Source organism: Mangrovimonas sp. DI 80 (assembly GCF_001975575.1).
GTDB lineage: Bacteria > Bacteroidota > Bacteroidia > Flavobacteriales > Flavobacteriaceae > Mangrovimonas_A > Mangrovimonas_A xylaniphaga.
On record NZ_MSDT01000004.1, the window covers coordinates 352,462 to 371,257 of the forward strand.

Consider the following 18,796-nt stretch of genomic DNA (forward strand, 5'->3'; position numbering starts at 1 on the left):
AAACATTCGGGGAATTGTTTACTTTTGCAGAGAATTTTGGTTCCGTTAAACTTAATTGTACGGATTAAAAGGGAATCTGGTGTAAGTCCAGAGCTGTTCCCGCAACTGTAAGCATAGTGTCCAACTTTAATTGGGCATCTCTTTTGAAAAAGAGTTACTGTTCACTTCATAACCACTGGTGAAAACTGGGAAGGTAAAACAGTAAAATGCAAGTCAGGAGACCTGCCAATTTCATAACTAGATATAAAACTTTTCGGGAAAAAAAGTTTTAACACTATGAAACAGGTTTTTACATACATCTCGGTTCTCCTGGCAGTTTACACTGGCCAAACACAAACGTCATTGGATTCTTTGCAACAATTAGATGAAATAGTTGTAAAGACTGATACTTATTTGAAAACATTTTCCAATACACAATCGGTGTCTACTCTTAAGGACAGTGTTTTGGTGCGAAGTGCTTCCTCTTTAACCGATGTTTTAAATTTCAATAGTTCCATTTACTTCAAGGAAAATGGGTTGGGAATGGTGTCTTCGGCGGCATTTAGGGGAACTACGGCGCAGCAAACGGCAGTAGTTTGGAATGGCATCAATATCAATTCGCAGTTTAACGGGCAGACGGATTTTAATACCATCAATATTAGAAATTTTGATGAGATTGATGTGCGAAGTGGGGGAGGAAGTGTGCTTTACGGGAGTGGTGCCATAGGAGGTTCTATTCACTTGAACAACGTGCTGCATTTCAATGAAGGATTTAGCAATAGATTGTTTGCTCGTTATGGAAGCTTTGAAACCTTGGATTTGGCTTATCAATCTGGGTATTCCAATGACCGAATGAGTGTAAATGCCTCATTGAGTAGAACAAGTTCTGAAAACGATTATGACTTTGTGGATAGTGAAAAGTCTAACTTGAATGGAGAGTTTTACAACACCAGTTTTTCTGCAACCATAGGTTATAAATTGAGTTACAAAAGCTTTTTGAAGTTTTATAGCTATGTGTTTGATGGTGATAGACATTTTTCTTTGCAGAGTCCTTCAGAAACTCCAACGAAATACAAAGATTTCAATACCCGAAATATGTTGGAATGGGATGTGTTCTTTGGAGGTTTTAGGTCTAATGTAAAGCTGGCCTATATCACAGAACGGTTTAAGTATTTTGGAAATATAGCTTCGGATGCTTATACTTTTGGTGAAGCAAAATCCCTTATCGGAAAGTACCAACTGGGATATAAAATTGCCAAAGAAACGTATCTACAAGGCGTGTTGGACGTTACTCATACCAATGGAGAAGGCTCCAGCATTCATGAAAATGAGCGTACCATTACAGGCGGAAGTTTATTGTGGAAGCAGGCCATTAAAAAGTTCTTTTATGAAGCTACTTTAAGGAAGGAAATCACTCAAAATTACGACAGTCCCCTGTTATTTAGTTTGGGACTTCAATACGAGTTCAACAAGGTAAACACACTTAATCTGAACGCTTCCAAAAATTATAGAATCCCTACTTATAACGATTTGTATTGGGCGGGAAGTGCCAACCCTAATTTGGATCCTGAAACTTCTTATCAATTCGAAATAGGGAACAATATCTCCTTTAAAAATGGTTCGTTTTCAGTCATTGGATTTTATAATGACATAACCGATATGATCAGATGGTTGCCTAATGGTTCCAATTGGAAGCCTATCAATACAGACCATGTAGAGGCTTATGGATTGGAGACTAGATTGGAATACCAAAGGGGTATTAGGGATCATGAATTTTCATTCAATGCTAATTATTCCTATACAAAATCGGAAGATCAGGAAACCAAAAAACAGTTGACTTATGTGCCATACCATAAAGCATTTGGAAGTGTAGGCTATCAATATAAAGCACTAAGTGTTTACTGGCAATCTGTATTTACGGGAGAGGTGTTTATACTTTCTGACAACAATCCTAGGTATGTTGTGGATAGTTATTGGTTGCATAATGCAGGTTTGGAATACGGATTTGGAAACTCCCAATCCTGGGTTGTTGGATTACAAGTTGAAAACATAATGAACAAAAATTACCAAAGTGTGGCCAATCGCTACATGCCTGGTATCAACTATAACTTTTACATAAACTTTAATTTTTAAAACATGAAAAATATATTTCAGTTTTTAGCTCTTTCTTTATCTGTAGGGCTATTTTTAACCTCATGTAGCAGTGATAATGATGACTCCGTTACACTTCCTATTGAAGAAGGACAATATGAAAATGGGATCTTGGTATTGGCCGAAGGAGGAAGTCTTTCTGGATCGGTTTCCTTTGTGGCCAACGATTACAGTTATTCAGAAAACAGCATTTTTTATGGTGTCAATTCGGAAGAATTAGGCGTTTATGTACAATCAATGGGTTTCCACGACGGTAAAGGGTATATTGTAACGGATAACAACACTATTAATGTTGTAGATAGATTTACGTTTGAAAAAGACGTGACCATAACTTCAGGATTGTCATTGCCGCGTTTTATAGCCTTTGCTAATGGTAAGGGGTATGTAACCAATTGGGGAGACGGATTCATTGGTGATGATGATTTTGTAGCCGTTATTGATTTGGCTACTAATTCTGTAGAAACCATGATTCCTGTAGGTGAAGGTCCAGAGCAAATTATTGCTGTTGGAGATAAATTGTTTGTGACTCATAAGGGTGGATATTCCATAAATAACATTGTGTCGGTAATAGATACTGCTGATAATTCGGTGGAAACCATTGAAGTTTATGATACTCCAGATGAAATCTTGATGAGTGATTCTGGAGATTTAATTGTCCTTTCGGAAGGTGCTACAATTTATGATGAGAACTGGGCAGTAGTAGGGTATACTCAAGGTGCAATCACTAGAATAGATCCTTCAAATAATACAGTAGTTTTTGAGATTCCTTTTGAAGAAGGTAACAGTCCAAACTTGATGAGTTATGCCAATGGAACTATTTACTTCCAAATGGGAGGGCAAATTTTTGAAATGTCGGAAAATGATACTGCGTTACCTACAACCGCAATTGTAGATATAACCGCAATGTCACCCTACGGATTTAATGTGAAAGACGGAATGGCCTATATAACGGATGCTAAAGACTTTGCTTCTTTGAGTGATTTGTTAATTTATGACTTGGCCACAGGGAACTTAACCAATACCATCGAAGTTGGTCTTGCGGCTTCTAAGGTTTACTTCAACTAAAAAGATAATATTGTATAAAAAATGGCCGCTATTTAGCGGCCATTTTTTTATTTAAAAGGAGAGTGGTCGTCATCCAAATACATAAAGTCTTCAAAAGGATTCTTGTCTAAGTCAGAATCGATTGGTTTTAAGAAAGGTTTTTCAATCGAAGGCGCAAATCTTCCTGAACTTCCTTGAATGTCAGCTAAAGCGGCTGCCAAAAGCGGTTCGTTTACGTCTCCTAAAACCCCCAAGTTTAGAGCGCTTTCAATGACTTCAATATCAGGAACCAATCCGCTGGAAGGCACTGCTTCATCAAGTGAATTGATAGATTGTGCAACCAAAGGCTGTAGGGCATAAGTATGTGTAGGATTTCTATTTTGAGCCGTAAAGTTTGGTGAATCGTACACTGTAATAGAGGCTTGACTTTTTCCAACTGTTTCGTCCCCCACCACTACAACATCTATATAAGGGTTTAAACTATTAATGACCAACTCACTTGCCGAAGCTGTACGAGCAGAAGTGATTATGTATACTTTGCTCAAGTTAAGATGGTTAATGCCAATACCATTAAAGCTATCTTTAAATTCGTAAGTAGAATTTTGAGATTGAAGGTCGCTGTTGTAAATAAGTTTTGAGAAGTTTTCGCCTGAAAACTGTCCTGTCACCATGCTTCCCAAAAGCGAAGCTGTATTTACAGAACCACCTGGGTTGTAACGGAAATCCATAATTAGGTGTTGCACATTGCTGGCTTGAAATTCGGCAAAAGCATTGTTTAGGTGGCTATCGTAATTATTATTAAATCGATTGTACATTAAGTAGCCCACATTTTCTCCATTCACTTCCAAAATACTGGAAATATAAACAGGGTTTTCATTATAGACCACTTTGGTTAAGCTTATGGTCTGGCCATTAGATTCTACAAAGTCATCCTCATTTTCTGGAGTGCCATTATCATTATAGTCTACAAAGCCCAAAGTGTAACTTTGTTGGTTTAAAAGTTGACTGTAATTATCTATATTCAAAACCGTACCGTCAACCGAATTAAATATTTGCCCTCTCTGTACACCCGCAGCTGAAGCTTCACTGTCATTTAAAACCATTTTAATGATTCCAATGACATTTGAAGAATTTTCTGGGAATTCATAAAGCGTATATTTAAGCCCATTGCTATAGGAAGTGCCATCGAAACTTTGTTCCAAAGCAATATAATCATCCACAATAACACTAAATCTATCAACGGTTTCACGTTGGTAAATCAAGCTTTCAAACAATTCTTCGGGCGTCAAAAAATTGTTGAGATAATTATTGTATTCTTCATTGGAAGCAAAGCGGTTGTCTGCAAGATCAGGGATTTCACTTTTATAGAGATACCAAAAGTTCATGCCTTTCCAAACGAAATCTTTGACATTAGTTGTAGAAGAACTAATGGTGTCATCCATATCGTCAAAACAGCTTGTGGCTGTAAAAAGGACCAATGCCAAAAGGCTCAATTTTAAAAACTTCATAGGTTATTTTTTTGATGTCGCTTATCAAATAAGCTTCAAAGTAGGTTAATAAGCTCTAAATTTACTTACATTATGGTGAATTAAAAAAATAATTTATAACGTGTTTTGTTTTCTGAATGTCAATAAACACAGGAGATTACAGTATTCAAGAAAAAATATGTTTTTACGCTGTAACAAAAAATAAGGTATATCGTCGTAAGGATAGAAAGCGATAATAGAACGTTTTCGACTGACCAAACCAAACAATGACACAGAGTGATTTTGTACATATTGTAATGCCTTTAAAGGATAAGGTTTTTAGACTGGCAAAGCGCTTGTTGGTATCTCGGGAAGAAGCCGAAGATGCCACTCAAGAGATTTTTGTCAAGCTGTGGAACAACAAACAGAAAATGGCGGAGTATAAAAATATAGAGGCATTTTCTATGACCATGACCAAAAACTTTTGCTTGGATCGTTTAAAGTCCAAACAGGCACAAAACCTAAAAATTGTTCATAGCAATTACCAAGATCACAATGTGGCGTTGCAAAGGGAAGTTGAAGTAAGGGATAGCATGAGTTGGGTATCCAAAATCATTGAAGAGTTGCCCGAACAACAACAAATTATCATACAGCTTAGAGATATTGAGGGGTATGAATTTAGTGAGATTGCCAAAGTTGTAGACATGAATGAAACCGCCATTAGAGTGGCATTGTCTAGGGCAAGGAAAACAATAAGAGAAAAATTAACACATACGCACAGTTATGGTATTAAATAGTATAGAGCGGTTGCTGGAAAAGTACGATAATGGTGAGACCAGCTTGAGAGAAGAAGAGCAGTTAAAGGCCTATTTTGCTCAAGAGGATGTGCCACCACAATTAGAGTCGTACAAGGTAATGTTCCAGTATTTTGACGCTACAAAACAAGAGCAGTTTACCAAGGACGTTCCATTAAAACCTAAGAAATATCAATTGTATAGATGGATTTCGGTCGCGGCAGTAGCAGTTCTTATGGTGTCGGTGTATTTACTTACCGATACAAAACAAGGGTTGGAGAGTCTTAGCCATGATGAGCTAATGGCCTACAACCAAACAGTGGAAGCTCTCAACCTAGTGTCTACAAAGTTTAACAAAGGAGCAAGTAGTTTAAACGCTTTGAGCCTTGTCTCCCAAAATTTGGAAAAAGGTGTGGAGTCTATGAACTACGTAGGAGAGTTTTCAGAAACAACAAACAAGATTTTTAACCTAAGTAATTAGAAAAAGAAACAAGATTATGAAAAAATTAGCGCGTTTTAGCACATACGTAAACCAAACACATACTATGGGCAAGAGTTTAATAATAATGGTAGCCTTGGTATTATTGCCAGTGCTGTCATTCGGTCAGAGTATTTTCGATAAATATGAAGATCAAGATGGGGTTACTTCTGTCATTATCAATCAAAAAATGTTCAGCATGTTGGCTAGTGTCAATGTAGATTTGGACGATCCAGAAGCTCAACAATTTATGGATATGGCCAAAAGAATTACAGGTCTAAAAGTATTTACTACAGATAATATGGAGGTTTCCAAAGATATGAATGCAACAGTAAACAGTTATCTTAAAAGTTCCAGTTTGCAAGAACTAATGAGAATTAAAGATGGAGACCAAACTGTAAAATTCTATGTGAAGGAAGGAAAGGATGAAAACCACGTTAAGGAATTGTTGATGTTTATCAACGGACTTACAGAATACACTAAAGACGCGGATATCACTATAAACGGTGAGAAGCGTGAAGTGGAAACAGTGTTGTTGTCTCTTACTGGAGATATCGATTTGCGTCAAATTTCAAAAATGACCAATGGCATGAATGTCCCTGGAGGTGAGCATTTAGAAAAAGCAGGTAAGAAAAATTAAGATTATGATACCATCAATCAAAAATAGCATTTGGTTGGTAGCCTTGGTTATAGCTTTATTAAGCTGTCGCCAAGGACCAACGTTGCAAACCTATTACGTAGACAATGAACTTAAACCAGGTTTTACCTCTATAGATGTTCCAACTAGTTTTTTGAATATAGAAGAAACGTCGTTAACCGAAGAGCAGAAAGAAGCCTATGAGTCGGTTGATAAATTGAATATGTTGGCGTTTGTAGTGTCCGACTCCAACAGAACGGAATACGAAACTGAAGTAGCAAAGGTAAAGACCATTTTAAAGGATCCTAAATACCAAGAGCTTATTAGAGGAGGAAATTCTACAGACGGACATTTTGTAGTAAAGTATCTTGGAGAGGAAACCAATATAGATGAATTGGTGCTTTTTGGAGATTCCGACGACAAAGGATTTGCCATTATTAGAGTTTTGGGAGATAACATGAACATCAACAAAATCATGAAATTGTCATCGGTGTTGGAAAATGCAGATTTGGGAGATGCCGAAATTGGGAAGTTTGCAGAAATGTTCAAGTAGAAGAACAAAAAATAACACATAAAAAAATCACCTTGATTTCAAGGTGATTTTTTATTTATAGATGTAATACTATTTTATTTTGATTGTTTATCAGAAAGAATCATCACACAGAAATAGGCGATGAATGCTCCAAAACTGATAAACAATAATAGTTTGATCATGAAATTGTCCAAAATGTCAAAAAGCCCCGAGATAAAAAATCCAGCAGCAATCACAGCAGTAAAAATTACGGATAGGACATTTCTGCTCATAATCTGTTAAGTCAAATTAAATACCAGTATAATTAGATGGTGTGATTACTTTTAATTCGTCCTTGATTTCTTCAGACACCTCTAAGGTATCAATAAAATTTGAAATAGAGGATTGAGTAATCTTTTCATTAGTTCTGGTAAGGCCCTTTAAAGCTTCGTAAGGATTTGGATAGGCTTCTCTTCTCAAAATAGTTTGAATAGCTTCAGCAACCACCGCCCAGTTGTTTTCTAGATCTTCAGCAAACTTGGACTCGTTCAACAGGAGTTTGTTCAATCCTTTTAAGGTCGATTTAAATCCAATAAGCGTATGTCCAAAAGGAACTCCAACATTACGTAAAACCGTACTGTCGGTCAAGTCTCTTTGTAGACGAGAAATAGGTAATTTAGCTGCCAAGTGCTCAAAAATGGCATTGGCAATTCCTAAGTTTCCTTCAGAGTTTTCAAAATCAATTGGGTTAACTTTATGCGGCATTGCGCTACTTCCAACTTCTCCTTTTTTGATTTTTTGCTTGAAATAGTCCATAGACACATACGTCCAGATATCTCTGTCCAAATCAATCAAAATGTTGTTGATTCTTTTCAAGGTATCAAAAAGGGCCGCCATGTGATCGTAATGCTCAATTTGAGTCGTTGGGAAGGAGTGATACAAGCCTAATTTCTTCTGTACAAACTCCCCTCCAAATTCTTTCCAGTCAATATTTGGGTAAGCTACTTTGTGGGCATTGTAGTTTCCTGTTGCCCCGCCAAATTTAGCCGCACTTGGGATGTCGTTCAACAAGGCCAATTGCTCTTCAAGACGTACTACAAATACGTTAATTTCCTTACCTAAACGCGTGGGAGACGCTGGCTGACCGTGGGTTCTCGCCAACATAGGGATGTCTGCCCATTCCTCTACAAGTTCTTTTAATTTGTTTACAACACTAAAATATTCAGGAACGTAAACGTCGTTCATAGCTTCCTTGATGCTTAAAGGAATAGCCGTGTTGTTGATATCTTGAGACGTTAATCCAAAGTGGATAAACTCCTTGTATTTGGCAATGTTAAGAGCGTCAAACTGTTCTTTGATAAAATATTCAACAGCCTTAACGTCGTGATTGGTAATGCTTTCAATGTCTTTAATTTTAAGAGCATCTTCCGATGAGAAATTTAGGTAAATAGCTCTTAACTTATCAAATAGCGTAGTGTCAAAATCGGCAAGTTGTGGTAGTGGGATTTCGCAAAGCGCGATAAAATATTCAATTTCTACCTGAACGCGATATTTAATAAGCGCTTCTTCAGAAAAATATGGAGCAAGCGCTTCTGCTTTACTTCGGTATCTCCCATCAATTGGAGAGATGGCATTTAATGGTGATAAAGACATGATGTATGTTTTTTTAGAAGTTGCAAAGATAATCTTTTTAGGTGTAAGACCGAAGTGCAGATTATGAAGTTTTTGGAAGAATTGGAAGGGCTTTTCTTTACAAAATCTAAGATTTTATTTTTTTGAGAATATGCCTTGCGCGTGCCTTATATCCAGCACTTTGTGATTGGAAATCGCGTTCCAAGATCATTGCAAGTTCCGGATGGATCCAATCGTAATCCTTGCCTAACAGAAAAAGGGTATGCATGGCATAGGCCTTTGGAGCAATTTTTTGATCATTGATCATGTAGTCAAAGCAGACTTCAATAATGCGTTCCCTATGGGTTGGGGATAATTCGGTTTGGATACGGTTTGGAGTTTTGTCGTAATAGGCTTTAATCAGGTATTCACATACTTTGGCTACAGGCCTTACAGCCGAATCCAGATGCACTTTGCCCATATCTTCCGTGAACCTATCTAGGAATGGAATCAAAGCCTCCAAATCTTCTCCACCTACAAACTCCAATACCCAAGCGGCCCTACACGAAACCTTGTCATCTACCATAAACAAAATATCCAATAATTTAGGAATAAGTGTAGGGTTAGAAATTACCAAATTGGCATAATACAAGCGCTTTTCGCGGGAATGGTTGACAAAATTTAATTCGTCGTAGAGTTGAGCTGAAGTCACTATTTATTGCTATTTTTAAATCCTAAAAATAACTAAAATGAAAATATTCAAGAAAATCTTATTGGTACTTTTAGTCCTTGTTGTTGTGGCTCAGTTTTTTGGTCCTGAAAAGAATGAGGGAGACCTTGCTTCTTTGGAGCCTTTTTTAACTGAAACCAATCCTCCGGAAGATGTAAAAGTCATTTTAAAGGAAAGTTGTTATGACTGTCATAGTGATGTAACTAGGTATCCTTGGTATAACAATATTACGCCAGTGAATTTTTGGATGGGAGAGCATGTAGAAGATGGTAAGAAACATTTGAATTTCTCTGCTTGGAATGACTATTCTGTGAAGAAAAAGGATCATAAATTGGATGAATTGATAGAAGAAGTTGAAGAAGGCAAAATGCCATTGCCATCCTATACTTGGACGCATGGTGAAGCCAATCTTACCGAAGCGCAAATAGCAACTCTTAACTCTTGGGCCAAGCAATTGCGCACCCAATACCAAGCTCAAATTACCAGCAACGATTAATGAAACAACTGCTTATTATCGGCTTCGTGTGGCCTGAACCTAAAAGTTCGGCAGCGGGAAGCCGAATGATGCAATTAATTTTTAGTTTTCTACATCAGGATTACCAAATGACTTTCGCAACGGCAACGGCCAAAACCGATAATGCTTTTGATTTGGAAAGCATTGGTGTTACAGTAAAAGCCATAGAGCTGAACAGCTCAAGTTTTGACACTTTTGTCAAGGAATTGCATCCCGATATTGTGTTGTTCGATCGGTTTTTGGCTGAGGAACAATTCGGTTGGCGTGTAGCGGAACAATGCCCAAACGCTTTACGCATTTTAGATACTGAAGATTTGCATTGCCTGCGCCGAGGAAGGCATCAAGCTTTAAAAGAAGGAAAGGAATTTGATAATAGTTATCTGTACAATGATACAGCCAAAAGGGAAATAGCCAGTATCTATCGCTGTGATTTAAGTTTAATCATTTCAGAAGTAGAAATGAACTTGCTTACCAATACCTTCAAAATAGATGCTTCATTATTGTATTATTTACCGTTTCTTCTCGATGAAATCCAAGAAGGTACCTTAAGAAGTTTACCTACGTTTCGGGAACGACAACATTTTGTGAGTATTGGTAATTTTTTACATGAGCCTAATTACAATATGGTGTTGCATTTAAAAACTGCTATTTGGCCATTGATAAGAAAGCAATTACCTAAAGCAGAATTACAGGTCTATGGCGCCTATCCCTCCCAAAAAGTGTTTCAGTTACATAATGAAAAAGAAGGCTTTTTGATAAAAGGTGTAGCTCCCGAAGTCGATGAGGTTATGCAAAGTGCTAAAGTGTGTTTGGTACCTCTACAATTTGGCGCGGGACTTAAGGGGAAATTAATAGATGCTATGTTAAACGGAACACCTTGTGTGATGAGCCCAATTGCGGCGGAGGGGATGTTTGGCCAATTGCCTCCCAATGGTTTTATTACAGGAACACCTCAAGAATTTGCAGACCAAGCAGTGTGTTTGTACAATGATAAGTTGTTCTGGGAGCAGAGCCAAGAACAAGGTTTTGAATGTTTACGGAAGCGATTTATGAAATCCCAATTTGAAATGCCTTTAATGAATCGGGTAGAGGAACTATTAAAAACTTTACCTCTTCACAGACAACAAAATTTTATTGGCTCCATGTTATTACACCACAGTATGCAAAGTACCAAGTTTATGAGCAAATGGATAGAGGCTAAAAATGCATAGATTTTTTACAACATTGAGACTTTTCCATATTTTTTAATGGTTTTTGCTTAAATCTTATTTTAGGGATGAGATAATTGCTGAATTTTTAATGTAAATTTACAGTAAATTTTTACAAAGCATTTGTGATCCCAAAAATACATATATTCCTATTCCTAGTTTTTCTACCTATTTTTTGTGCTGCCCAAGGTAATGTGCCTCCTTCCATTGAAGCCGAAGGCGATCAGGATTACTGCCCCTTGTCGCAAATTAACATTGTCACCAGTTTTGATATTGTCGATCCCGACGATACTAGTGTAGAGGCACTCTACATTCAAATATCTACGGGCTATCAGCAAGGTATTGATAATTTAGTGTTAACAGGAAGTCACCCTAACATTTCTACAAGTTGGGATGCCAATCAAGGAAAATTGACCTTGAGTGGAGTGGGAACTTTAGAGCCAACTTATACCGATTTGATTGCGGCTGTTAGTGATGTAATGTACCAAAGCAACACGGCCAATGTGTCTGGGGAAAAGTATTTCTCATTTACCGTTGGAGATGCCAACTTTTTACCCTCTACCGGGCATTATTATGAGTATGTTCCAAATTTAGGAATCACGTGGACTGCGGCAAAAGCTGCTGCGGAAAGCAGTACCTATTATGGGCTTCAAGGGTATTTGGCCACCATAACGTCTGCAGAAGAAGCACAATTATCAGGAGAGCAAGCTGCTGGAGCTGGATGGATAGGTGGAAGTGATGTAGAGTCCGAAGGAACCTGGAAATGGATGACAGGGCCAGAGGCAGGTACCGTTTTTTGGAATGGCACAGCAAATGGTTCCACACCCAATTATGCTTTTTGGAACACAGGAGAGCCCAATAATTTAAACAATGAAGACTATGCCCATGTCACGGCTCCGGGAGTTGGTGTTCCAGGATCTTGGAACGATTTGCCAAATGCAGGGGATACTTCGGGAGATTATCAGCCAAAGGGTTATATAATTGAATATGGAGGCATGCCGGGCGATCCGGAAGTGGATATTTCAGCGAGTACCAAAATTACCATTCCTGAAATTGTGAATGTTGTTGGGGCTACGGTTTGTGGTTCGGGTTCCGTGGAATTGGAAGCCGTTTCTTCAGGAGGAACCGTATTGTGGTTTGATGATCCAAATGGGACTTCTATTGCTTCTGGATTGACCTTTGCAACGCCAGAAATTTCAGTAACAACCACTTATTATGTATTGGCTTCCATTAACGGATGTCCTAATGGAATTAAAGAGCCTGTTGTTGCTACGGTAGTTGAAATTCCTACCATAACAGATTATAGTGAAGCTATTATTTGTGGTGGATCGGGCAGTGGCGTACTTAGCGCAACCCCTTCCCAAGGAACTGTTTTTTGGTATGATGCCATGGTTGGTGGTAATGTAGTGGGGACAGGAAATTCCTTTACAACACCAGAACTTACTGTTTCCACGACGTTTTATGCCGAAGCTCAATATAACGGATGTATAAGTGAAAATAGAGTTCCCGTGACCTTGACGGTTCAAGATACTCCATCTCCAGTTGCGGATGCGGAACAGGTTTTCTGTACTTTGGAGAATACTACTATTGCAGATTTACAAGTTGAAGGAACTACCGTTACATGGTATGCCACTGAAACAGGTGGGACGCCTTTAGCTACTTCACAAAACTTAGAGAATGGCATGAGCTATTATGCCTCCCAAACTATTGATGGTTGCGAAAGTTCTATTCGTACTATGGTGACAGTAGTTCTTTTTGAAACGCCTCAGGTACCAAATGATATATCGGTTTTGGAAGTTTGTGATTCCAATTTGGATGGCGATGATACTAATGGTATTTCAAGTTTCGATTTAACCCAAAATGAATCTGTGATTCTGGATGGAGCCCCGGCTTCAGAGTATGGTTTCTCATATTTTTTGGATGCGGCATTTTCTCAGGAAATCACGGCTCCTGACAACTTTGAAAATACAGTTGCCAATACTCAAACTATTTATGTTCGAGTTACCAATTTGCAGGAGGATGGGTGTTATTCGGAAGGGAGTTTTGATATTCAGGTGAATGCTTTGCCAGACGTTGTCTCTAGTTTGATCTTCAAAAATTGTGATGAAGACGGATTGGCGGATGGCTATACTAATTTCAACCTGAATGAAATTAATGAAGTTTTGGTTGACGGAAGTTCAGAAGCTTTTGAGATTTCGTATCACCTGACTTTAGACGATGCCAATGATGGCATTGAGGCGGTTAATCCTGTGCCATTCAATAATTCTGTTTCGGAAGAAGTGTATGCAAGGGTTGTTTCCGCAAATGGGTGTTTTCGGGTTTCAACCATTACATTAGAGGTGTCCACAACTTCGTTTCAGGACGGTTATATGGAAACTTTAGAGTATTGTGATGACGATGGTGATGGTTTCTATGAATTCGATTTAAGCCAGATATCTCAAGTGTTTTTGGACCAATTTCCAGCAGGACAAAATTTAAGTGTTCATTACTATCAAAATCTAGCAGATGCCCAACTGGAACAAAATGAAATTGATGCCTCTGTACCTTATACAAACGAAACTCCTGATGCGCAATTATTGTATGTTCGGGTTGAAAGCGATGACAATGGTGACTGTTTTGGGATTGGACCTCACTTGATGTTGGAAGTCTATACTTTGCCTCAATTTGATACCGACGAAGAAGTCATTTATTGTTTGGAAGGAGATCCTGTTACCTTGATGGTGACAAACCCTAATGGTAGTTACACCTATGAATGGACAGATAGCAGTGGTACAGTTATTTCTAATACACCTTCGGTTACTGTTGCTTTGGGAGGAATGTACTCGGTAGTTGCGACTTCGGAATATGGTTGTCAATCGGAACCGAGTGTGGTAACAGTCATAGAATCTTCGGTTGCAGAATTGGATATAGAAGATGTAACAATTCAGGATTTTTCAAATAATAATACCGTTTCTATAAATCCCAATGGTTTGGGTGTAGGGGATTATGAATATGCGTTGGGTGATGAGTTGTCTGGTTTCCAGGACAACCCTTATTTTGATGGGGTTGCTGCAGGAGAACATATCTTGTATGTTCGTGATAAGAATGGTTGCGGCATTGCCCAATTGGAGATATTTGTGGTAGGTTATGCGAAGTTTTTTAGTCCGAATGGAGATACCTATAACGACGTTTGGAATATTAAAGGATTTAATGAAGCCTATTCTGAAAAATCTACTGTTAATATTTTTGATCGATACGGAAAGCTTATGGCCGTAATCAAGCCTTCAGGAACGGGTTGGGATGGGACTTTTAATGGAATGGCATTGCCAACTTCCGATTATTGGTTTGAAGCTCAATTGATACGTTTAAATGGGCAAACTAGAACCTTAAGAGGGCATTTTAGCCTTTTAAGATAGGTTTAGTTGTAATAGCCGGATGCTTCTAGATAATCCTTGATATCGTTGGATAGTTCCTGTGCACGATTTTTCACTTCCACCACATAGGTCTTGATGCGCTTTTTTCTGAAAAGACTAGTGCGGAGTAAATTTCTCCCCTTTACAGATTTTAATTGAGCCTCCAAAACTGCTTTTTGAATGGAGTCATTGTGGAGAAACGGCAAATCTTCATCTAGGTATCGGCTTTCAAATTCATCATTGTAATACCAAAACTCAGCTTCTTCCAAAGTATATTTTTCATCCCAAACAACATGGGTAAGATATCTGTTTTTTACCGTGGAGTAATAGGTGTTGATATTGTTGTAAAGCTCTTTATTGTCAATAAGTTTGGAAATGTTTGTGGAGTTGTATTTTTGGTAGGTTCTGTCAATAATGGGTTTGGTGAGGTAAATGGGCATGACTAATTTGATAATGGTATCCATTTTTAGATGTTCATGCGAAATCTGCTTTAAAAGTGTTCTTTTTCTATTGCTCATATCATCCAGAAATTGGATGTGGTCCTCTAGGTTTTCCAAATCCAATGCAATGTCAACTGTCAAGTCGTTTAGGTAATCCAAGGTATGTTGTTTTTCAATTCGGTCTTGATTCCAGTTGTTTACTTGAAGCGCAATTAGAATCCCTAAAACGACAAGAAGAATTTCTCCCAAGGCATATTTTAAATACTGCCCCAATTTATTTTTATCCAGAAGTGTTCTTCTGATGTTTTTAAAGAATCTCAGCATAGTTGGTTAATGAAATGATAGACATAAGCAACTAATTTAATCAAAATTGAATGAAACGTTTAAATGGCTTGAATTCTTAGTTGGAAAAAAACAATGGGGGAACGCTAAATATGGTTAGAAACTAATTTCTTTAACAATGAAATTTGCCCAAGATGATAATAGCTGTGTTCTATGATGGCTTCAATATTACGTTCATAGGTTCCGTAGGCCTCTTTTACAAAAACTTTATCTAGATCCTTCGAGGAGAGTTTTTCAACTTCAAGAGCAAAGGTTTCTGCATCTTCAAAGATTATTTTCAGTCGTTGTTCCCAATCTTTTTGAGAAGTTATAGGAGGGAAATCAAAACTGAATTTGTCCTTTATCAAAAGGTCTCCTCCTTGTAAAACATTTAGAGTGCCAGCAATGTAGTAGTGGATGTGTTGGGCCAGAGTACCTATAGTGTTGAGTTGCCCAGCAGGTGTGATGGCCATTTGCCAATTGACATCGGAGAGTAGTGATTTTAAATTGGTGTTCGCAATCCAATCCCCAGAAAGGATCACCTCCCTAAACCGATTGGCAATTTGTTTTGAGCGTTCCATAAAAGTAAAGGTTACCATCAGGTTTTTTAAGTCCAATTCGAAAAAACAGGACATTTAAAAATACAAAATTGATGGTAACCTTTAGTTGTTTTCTAATGAAATAGAGAAGTCAATTCTTCTGCAGATATTTCATAGGACGGATGGAAATCTTCAGACTCCATATAGTTGAGAATGGATTGGTATAATTGACGTGCTTCTGGTTTGTCTGCAATTTTGTTCAATTGGGCCATACAAACCAGCAGTTTTCCTGTACCAACCTTAAATTCAAAAATGAGGCCTAATTTGTGATTGCGTTCCAAATTGTCAATTACTTGAACAATCGGACGATAATCATTGGATGTATTATCTAATATCAGAGAATTACTGTTTTTGATCATTGAAAACCATTGCCAATTGGTATGAAAATCGGTAGGGAAAGCATTAAATATTGGATGTTTTGGATCCATAAGTAATCCTAGTGTTCCAGGAGAAATGGGTTTTTTGTTGGATTCGCTAATGCTCTTGAACATGCCATAGTTCCAGAATTCAGGAGGAAAGTGTCCAGGGAAACTGTTCTTTTCAACAGATGATGTTTTTGGGAAATACAAAACCGTACCGCCGTTTTTTAGGTGGTTCAAAGCAGATGTATTCAAGTCTTCAACAATGGAAATAGAAGTGGGTACTTCAATATTCTCTTTGGAAGGATACACCCAAATAGGATAGGAGTTGCTGTATTCCGTATTGGGAATGGACACCAAAACGTTTAATCTTTCAGGTTTTTCAATGTTTGACAAGTCAACACTTAATTTTCCTAACTTGGATAACCCGTCATTGGAAATGGATGTTGCGCTAACATTGCCTTGGTTCATGACAAAGCCATTTTCTTTTTCAACTTTCCATTGCACGCCTTCAGTAATCGCCTTGTTGGAATAGTTAACAACATCTAATTGAGCTGTGAAATGTTCACTGTTCGTCCATGTGTATTTAGGGAATTCAAGTAGCAGAACCACATCGTTGCAGGACTGTTTCCATGTTTCAGGAGTCACCACGTCTTTACTGTCCATAAAAGCATCCAAAATACCAACCAAAGCTGTTCCTTGACCAGGGAAATCTTGAAGGTCTAAAAGTTGGAACCCTGCCATATCTTTTGTGCGAAGCGCGGCTTCCATTTCTGCCTTATAGCAAATAGCCGACCAAGCACCTGAAGCCTTTTGAAAGGCACTATCCAAATCTAGCATACCAGCTTTTTTAAGTCTGTTTTTAAACTCAATAAGGTTCCAAGCCTTTAAAACACCCGTGTATTTTTTAATTTCTTGATAATCCGGATAGATTTGGTATTGTCCAATTTCATGACTGATAATTGGAAGCTCCAAACGAGATACCGAATAATCAAAATTGAAATTTGTTGATGGTGTTTGTGTGTTCAAAATCCCGCCATCCTTGGCATCGGCAAAGGCGTGTGTTAATCTTGTGTGAGCTTTGTTGGCATCGCCATCAAAAGGAGTTCTAGCCCCTACAAAAAACTCGGCATAGTCACGAGGAGGGACATAGCCTATATTATTGTTAGAACCCATGGTGTACAGGGGACGACCGTCGTAATCTTTTAAAGACACCATTAGTTTTTCAACATTGTCATGCCCGCTCCAAATTTCATTTCCGGGGGAAAACATGACAAACGATGGGTGGTTGGCATAGGATTTCAACATCGCTTCTCCTTCGGCTTTCAATTGGGCAGCAATAGTATCAGACTCCAAACCTCCCCAAAATGGAAGTTCGGCCTGAAGATACATACCTTCTAGGTCTGCCGCAGTAAAGGCTGCTTTTGGTGGACAGTATGTGTGGAAACGGTAATGGTTGATGCCGTAAGATTTAGCAATCTTATAGATTTTTCGCCAAGATTCCACATCCATAGGTGTGTGACCTGTAATTGGAAACACGGCTGCATCGTGCTTTCCTCTTAAAAATGTTTGGCGTCCATTGATGGCAAAATGTCTTCCGTCAACTTTAAAATCGCGCATTCCAAAAGTTACAGATTGCGCATCTTTGGTGTTTTCGTTGGAAATAATGGCTGTTACTTTGTAAAGTGGTTGCTCATATTCATCCCATAAAGCAATGTCGTTTTCAAAGGCATAGCTCACCGTATTTTTGGACTTGTTGGTAAGAATGAATTGTTGAGGTTGTAATTGTGTAGTTACGCCATTGTTGGTGCTCTCCACTAAAAGTTCTAGTGAAACTTGATCTGAGCCATTTTCTACCTCAATGGCGACATCCATTGTTTTCTTTTCAATATTTGGAAATACCTGTAGGTTGGAAATATAGGTTTGGGCAGAGGCTTCCAGGTACATTTTTCCAATAACTCCATTCCAATTGGTTTGGGTGTCATCCGTATAGATGTGTACGTTGCCGTAGGGTGTTAATTTTAAATCATTATTGATTTGAAGCGTGATATAATGCTCCCCGGGACTTAAATAGGAAGACACATCAAACTGTTGAGGAGCTTGCAATAATTGTGAAGACCCAACAAGTGTGCTGTCAATCCAAACATTTGAAGGCTTTGTGCGTTCCAAAAACAAAGTAATATGCTGCTCCTTGAAATTTTCAGGAATGATCACCTTTTTTCTATACCAAGCCGCACCTTCATAAGTAAAAGGACGGTTGAGGTGCATTGTGGTGGTATCTGTCTTAACAAAGCCTTTTTTGTTGGAATCTGTAGTTCCCGGTAAGGTAACCTTGTCTTTTAAATCTGTTGAGAACCACTTTTCGGAAGTACCAACATTGGCCGTATCCAAGGCAAATTGCCATGAACCTTCCAGATTTAATGTATGTCTGTATTGTGTTGGAGTGGATGTGTTTTGGCAGTTAAAGCAAATCACACAGAGTAGGATAAGATATGCGTATTTCATAAGATATGAAGCCTAAAATGGCTGGTGGTTGTGGTTAATTGAATGTAGGTTAAGTGA

At 38.2% G+C, this 18,796-nt stretch carries 16 protein-coding genes and 1 riboswitch; of the genes, 9 read left to right on the forward strand and 7 right to left on the reverse strand.

What is annotated here, in order from left to right; genetic code table 11:
* Nucleotides 1-20: 20 nt before the first annotated feature.
* Nucleotides 21-245: riboswitch (cobalamin riboswitch) on the forward strand.
* 31 nt (nucleotides 246-276) lie between these two features.
* Nucleotides 277-2,112 carry a TonB-dependent siderophore receptor gene (locus tag BKM32_RS09395; protein WP_076663576.1) on the forward strand — a complete coding sequence of 612 codons (1,836 nt, stop codon included), beginning with the start codon at nucleotides 277-279 and terminating at the stop codon, nucleotides 2,110-2,112.
* Nucleotides 2,113-2,115: 3 nt separating this feature from the next.
* On the forward strand, nucleotides 2,116-3,195 hold the full coding sequence (locus BKM32_RS09400) for a YncE family protein (protein ID WP_076663577.1): 1,080 nt from the start codon (nucleotides 2,116-2,118) through the stop codon (nucleotides 3,193-3,195).
* A 47-nt stretch (nucleotides 3,196-3,242) separates the two neighbouring features.
* Here BKM32_RS09400 and BKM32_RS09405 read toward each other — a convergent pair whose 3' ends face one another.
* The gene (locus tag BKM32_RS09405; RefSeq protein ID WP_076663578.1) at nucleotides 3,243-4,682 is read right to left on the reverse strand and encodes a S41 family peptidase; all 1,440 of its coding nucleotides are present in this window, start codon (nucleotides 4,680-4,682) and stop codon (nucleotides 3,243-3,245) included.
* A gap of 245 nt (nucleotides 4,683-4,927) precedes the next feature.
* On the opposite strand from BKM32_RS09405, the gene BKM32_RS09410 reads away from it, so the two are divergent.
* The 4 genes from BKM32_RS09410 (at nucleotide 4,928) to BKM32_RS09425 (ending at nucleotide 7,102) form a co-directional block, all read left to right on the forward strand.
* The gene (locus BKM32_RS09410; RefSeq protein WP_076663579.1) at nucleotides 4,928-5,437 is read left to right on the forward strand and encodes an RNA polymerase sigma factor; all 510 of its coding nucleotides are present in this window, start codon (nucleotides 4,928-4,930) and stop codon (nucleotides 5,435-5,437) included.
* Nucleotides 5,424-5,915: a hypothetical protein gene (locus BKM32_RS09415; RefSeq protein WP_076663580.1), complete on the forward strand. Its 492-nt coding sequence runs from the start codon at nucleotides 5,424-5,426 to the stop codon at nucleotides 5,913-5,915. Before BKM32_RS09410 ends, BKM32_RS09415 begins: the two co-directional genes overlap by 14 nt.
* 64 nt (nucleotides 5,916-5,979) lie before the next feature.
* Nucleotides 5,980-6,552, forward strand: a complete 573-nt coding sequence (locus BKM32_RS09420; RefSeq protein WP_076663637.1) for a DUF4252 domain-containing protein — start codon at nucleotides 5,980-5,982, stop codon at nucleotides 6,550-6,552.
* A gap of 4 nt (nucleotides 6,553-6,556) precedes the next feature.
* The gene (locus BKM32_RS09425; protein ID WP_076663581.1) at nucleotides 6,557-7,102 is read left to right on the forward strand and encodes a DUF4252 domain-containing protein; all 546 of its coding nucleotides are present in this window, start codon (nucleotides 6,557-6,559) and stop codon (nucleotides 7,100-7,102) included.
* A gap of 74 nt (nucleotides 7,103-7,176) precedes the next feature.
* On the opposite strand, the gene BKM32_RS16470 is transcribed toward BKM32_RS09425, so the two are convergent.
* The 3 genes from BKM32_RS16470 to BKM32_RS09435 form a co-directional block, all read right to left on the reverse strand.
* Entirely contained in the window at nucleotides 7,177-7,353 is a 177-nt protein-coding gene (locus tag BKM32_RS16470) for a hypothetical protein (protein WP_157503292.1), read from the reverse strand.
* Between the two features lie 16 nt (nucleotides 7,354-7,369).
* Nucleotides 7,370-8,713 (reverse strand): adenylosuccinate lyase, encoded by a 1,344-nt coding sequence (gene purB, locus BKM32_RS09430; RefSeq protein ID WP_076663582.1) that lies wholly within the window; start codon nucleotides 8,711-8,713, stop codon nucleotides 7,370-7,372.
* Nucleotides 8,714-8,819: 106 nt separating this feature from the next.
* Nucleotides 8,820-9,383: an adenylosuccinate lyase gene (locus BKM32_RS09435; protein ID WP_076663583.1), complete on the reverse strand. Its 564-nt coding sequence runs from the start codon at nucleotides 9,381-9,383 to the stop codon at nucleotides 8,820-8,822.
* Between the two features lie 37 nt (nucleotides 9,384-9,420).
* Here BKM32_RS09435 and BKM32_RS09440 point away from each other — a divergent pair, with 37 nt between their 5' ends.
* The 3 genes from BKM32_RS09440 (at nucleotide 9,421) to BKM32_RS09450 (ending at nucleotide 14,518) form a co-directional block, all read left to right on the forward strand.
* Entirely contained in the window at nucleotides 9,421-9,897 is a 477-nt protein-coding gene (locus BKM32_RS09440; protein WP_076663584.1) for a heme-binding domain-containing protein, read from the forward strand.
* Nucleotides 9,897-11,126 (forward strand): glycosyltransferase, encoded by a 1,230-nt coding sequence (locus BKM32_RS09445; RefSeq protein WP_076663585.1) that lies wholly within the window; start codon nucleotides 9,897-9,899, stop codon nucleotides 11,124-11,126. The genes BKM32_RS09440 and BKM32_RS09445 overlap by 1 nt, the downstream gene beginning before the upstream one ends.
* Before the next feature lie 122 nt (nucleotides 11,127-11,248).
* Complete coding sequence (locus BKM32_RS09450; RefSeq protein ID WP_171971858.1) at nucleotides 11,249-14,518, forward strand: T9SS type B sorting domain-containing protein; 3,270 nt, start codon at nucleotides 11,249-11,251, stop codon at nucleotides 14,516-14,518.
* Between the two features lie 2 nt (nucleotides 14,519-14,520).
* Here the strand turns inward: BKM32_RS09450 and BKM32_RS09455 are convergent, their stop codons facing one another.
* The 3 genes from BKM32_RS09455 to BKM32_RS09465 all read right to left on the reverse strand — a co-directional run bounded on the left by BKM32_RS09455 (nucleotide 14,521) and on the right by BKM32_RS09465 (nucleotide 18,739).
* On the reverse strand, nucleotides 14,521-15,279 hold the full coding sequence (locus tag BKM32_RS09455) for a DUF6090 family protein (protein ID WP_076663587.1): 759 nt from the start codon (nucleotides 15,277-15,279) through the stop codon (nucleotides 14,521-14,523).
* Between the two features lie 104 nt (nucleotides 15,280-15,383).
* Nucleotides 15,384-15,911 carry a DUF1572 domain-containing protein gene (locus tag BKM32_RS09460; protein ID WP_253187440.1) on the reverse strand — a complete coding sequence of 176 codons (528 nt, stop codon included), beginning with the start codon at nucleotides 15,909-15,911 and terminating at the stop codon, nucleotides 15,384-15,386.
* 38 nt (nucleotides 15,912-15,949) lie between these two features.
* Entirely contained in the window at nucleotides 15,950-18,739 is a 2,790-nt protein-coding gene (locus BKM32_RS09465) for a sugar-binding domain-containing protein (protein ID WP_076663588.1), read from the reverse strand.
* Nucleotides 18,740-18,796 lie beyond the last annotated feature (57 nt).

Excerpts from the sequence above, each read along its gene's own strand:
- BKM32_RS09440 (WP_076663584.1), top strand. The coding sequence starts at position 9,421 with ATGAAAATATTCAAGAAAATCTTATTGGTACTTTTAGTCCTTGTTGTT.
- BKM32_RS09400 (WP_076663577.1), top strand. The coding sequence starts at position 2,116 with ATGAAAAATATATTTCAGTTTTTAGCTCTTTCTTTATCTGTAGGGCTA.
- purB (WP_076663582.1), bottom strand. The coding sequence starts at position 8,713 with ATGTCTTTATCACCATTAAATGCCATCTCTCCAATTGATGGGAGATAC.
- BKM32_RS09445 (WP_076663585.1), top strand. The coding sequence starts at position 9,897 with ATGAAACAACTGCTTATTATCGGCTTCGTGTGGCCTGAACCTAAAAGT.
- BKM32_RS09410 (WP_076663579.1), top strand. The coding sequence starts at position 4,928 with ATGACACAGAGTGATTTTGTACATATTGTAATGCCTTTAAAGGATAAG.
- BKM32_RS09465 (WP_076663588.1), bottom strand. The coding sequence starts at position 18,739 with ATGAAATACGCATATCTTATCCTACTCTGTGTGATTTGCTTTAACTGC.
- BKM32_RS09405 (WP_076663578.1), bottom strand. The coding sequence starts at position 4,682 with ATGAAGTTTTTAAAATTGAGCCTTTTGGCATTGGTCCTTTTTACAGCC.
- BKM32_RS09460 (WP_253187440.1), bottom strand. The coding sequence starts at position 15,911 with ATGTCCTGTTTTTTCGAATTGGACTTAAAAAACCTGATGGTAACCTTT.
- BKM32_RS09455 (WP_076663587.1), bottom strand. The coding sequence starts at position 15,279 with ATGCTGAGATTCTTTAAAAACATCAGAAGAACACTTCTGGATAAAAAT.
- BKM32_RS16470 (WP_157503292.1), bottom strand. The coding sequence starts at position 7,353 with ATGAGCAGAAATGTCCTATCCGTAATTTTTACTGCTGTGATTGCTGCT.
- BKM32_RS09420 (WP_076663637.1), top strand. The coding sequence starts at position 5,980 with ATGGGCAAGAGTTTAATAATAATGGTAGCCTTGGTATTATTGCCAGTG.
- BKM32_RS09395 (WP_076663576.1), top strand. The coding sequence starts at position 277 with ATGAAACAGGTTTTTACATACATCTCGGTTCTCCTGGCAGTTTACACT.
- BKM32_RS09415 (WP_076663580.1), top strand. The coding sequence starts at position 5,424 with ATGGTATTAAATAGTATAGAGCGGTTGCTGGAAAAGTACGATAATGGT.
- BKM32_RS09425 (WP_076663581.1), top strand. The coding sequence starts at position 6,557 with ATGATACCATCAATCAAAAATAGCATTTGGTTGGTAGCCTTGGTTATA.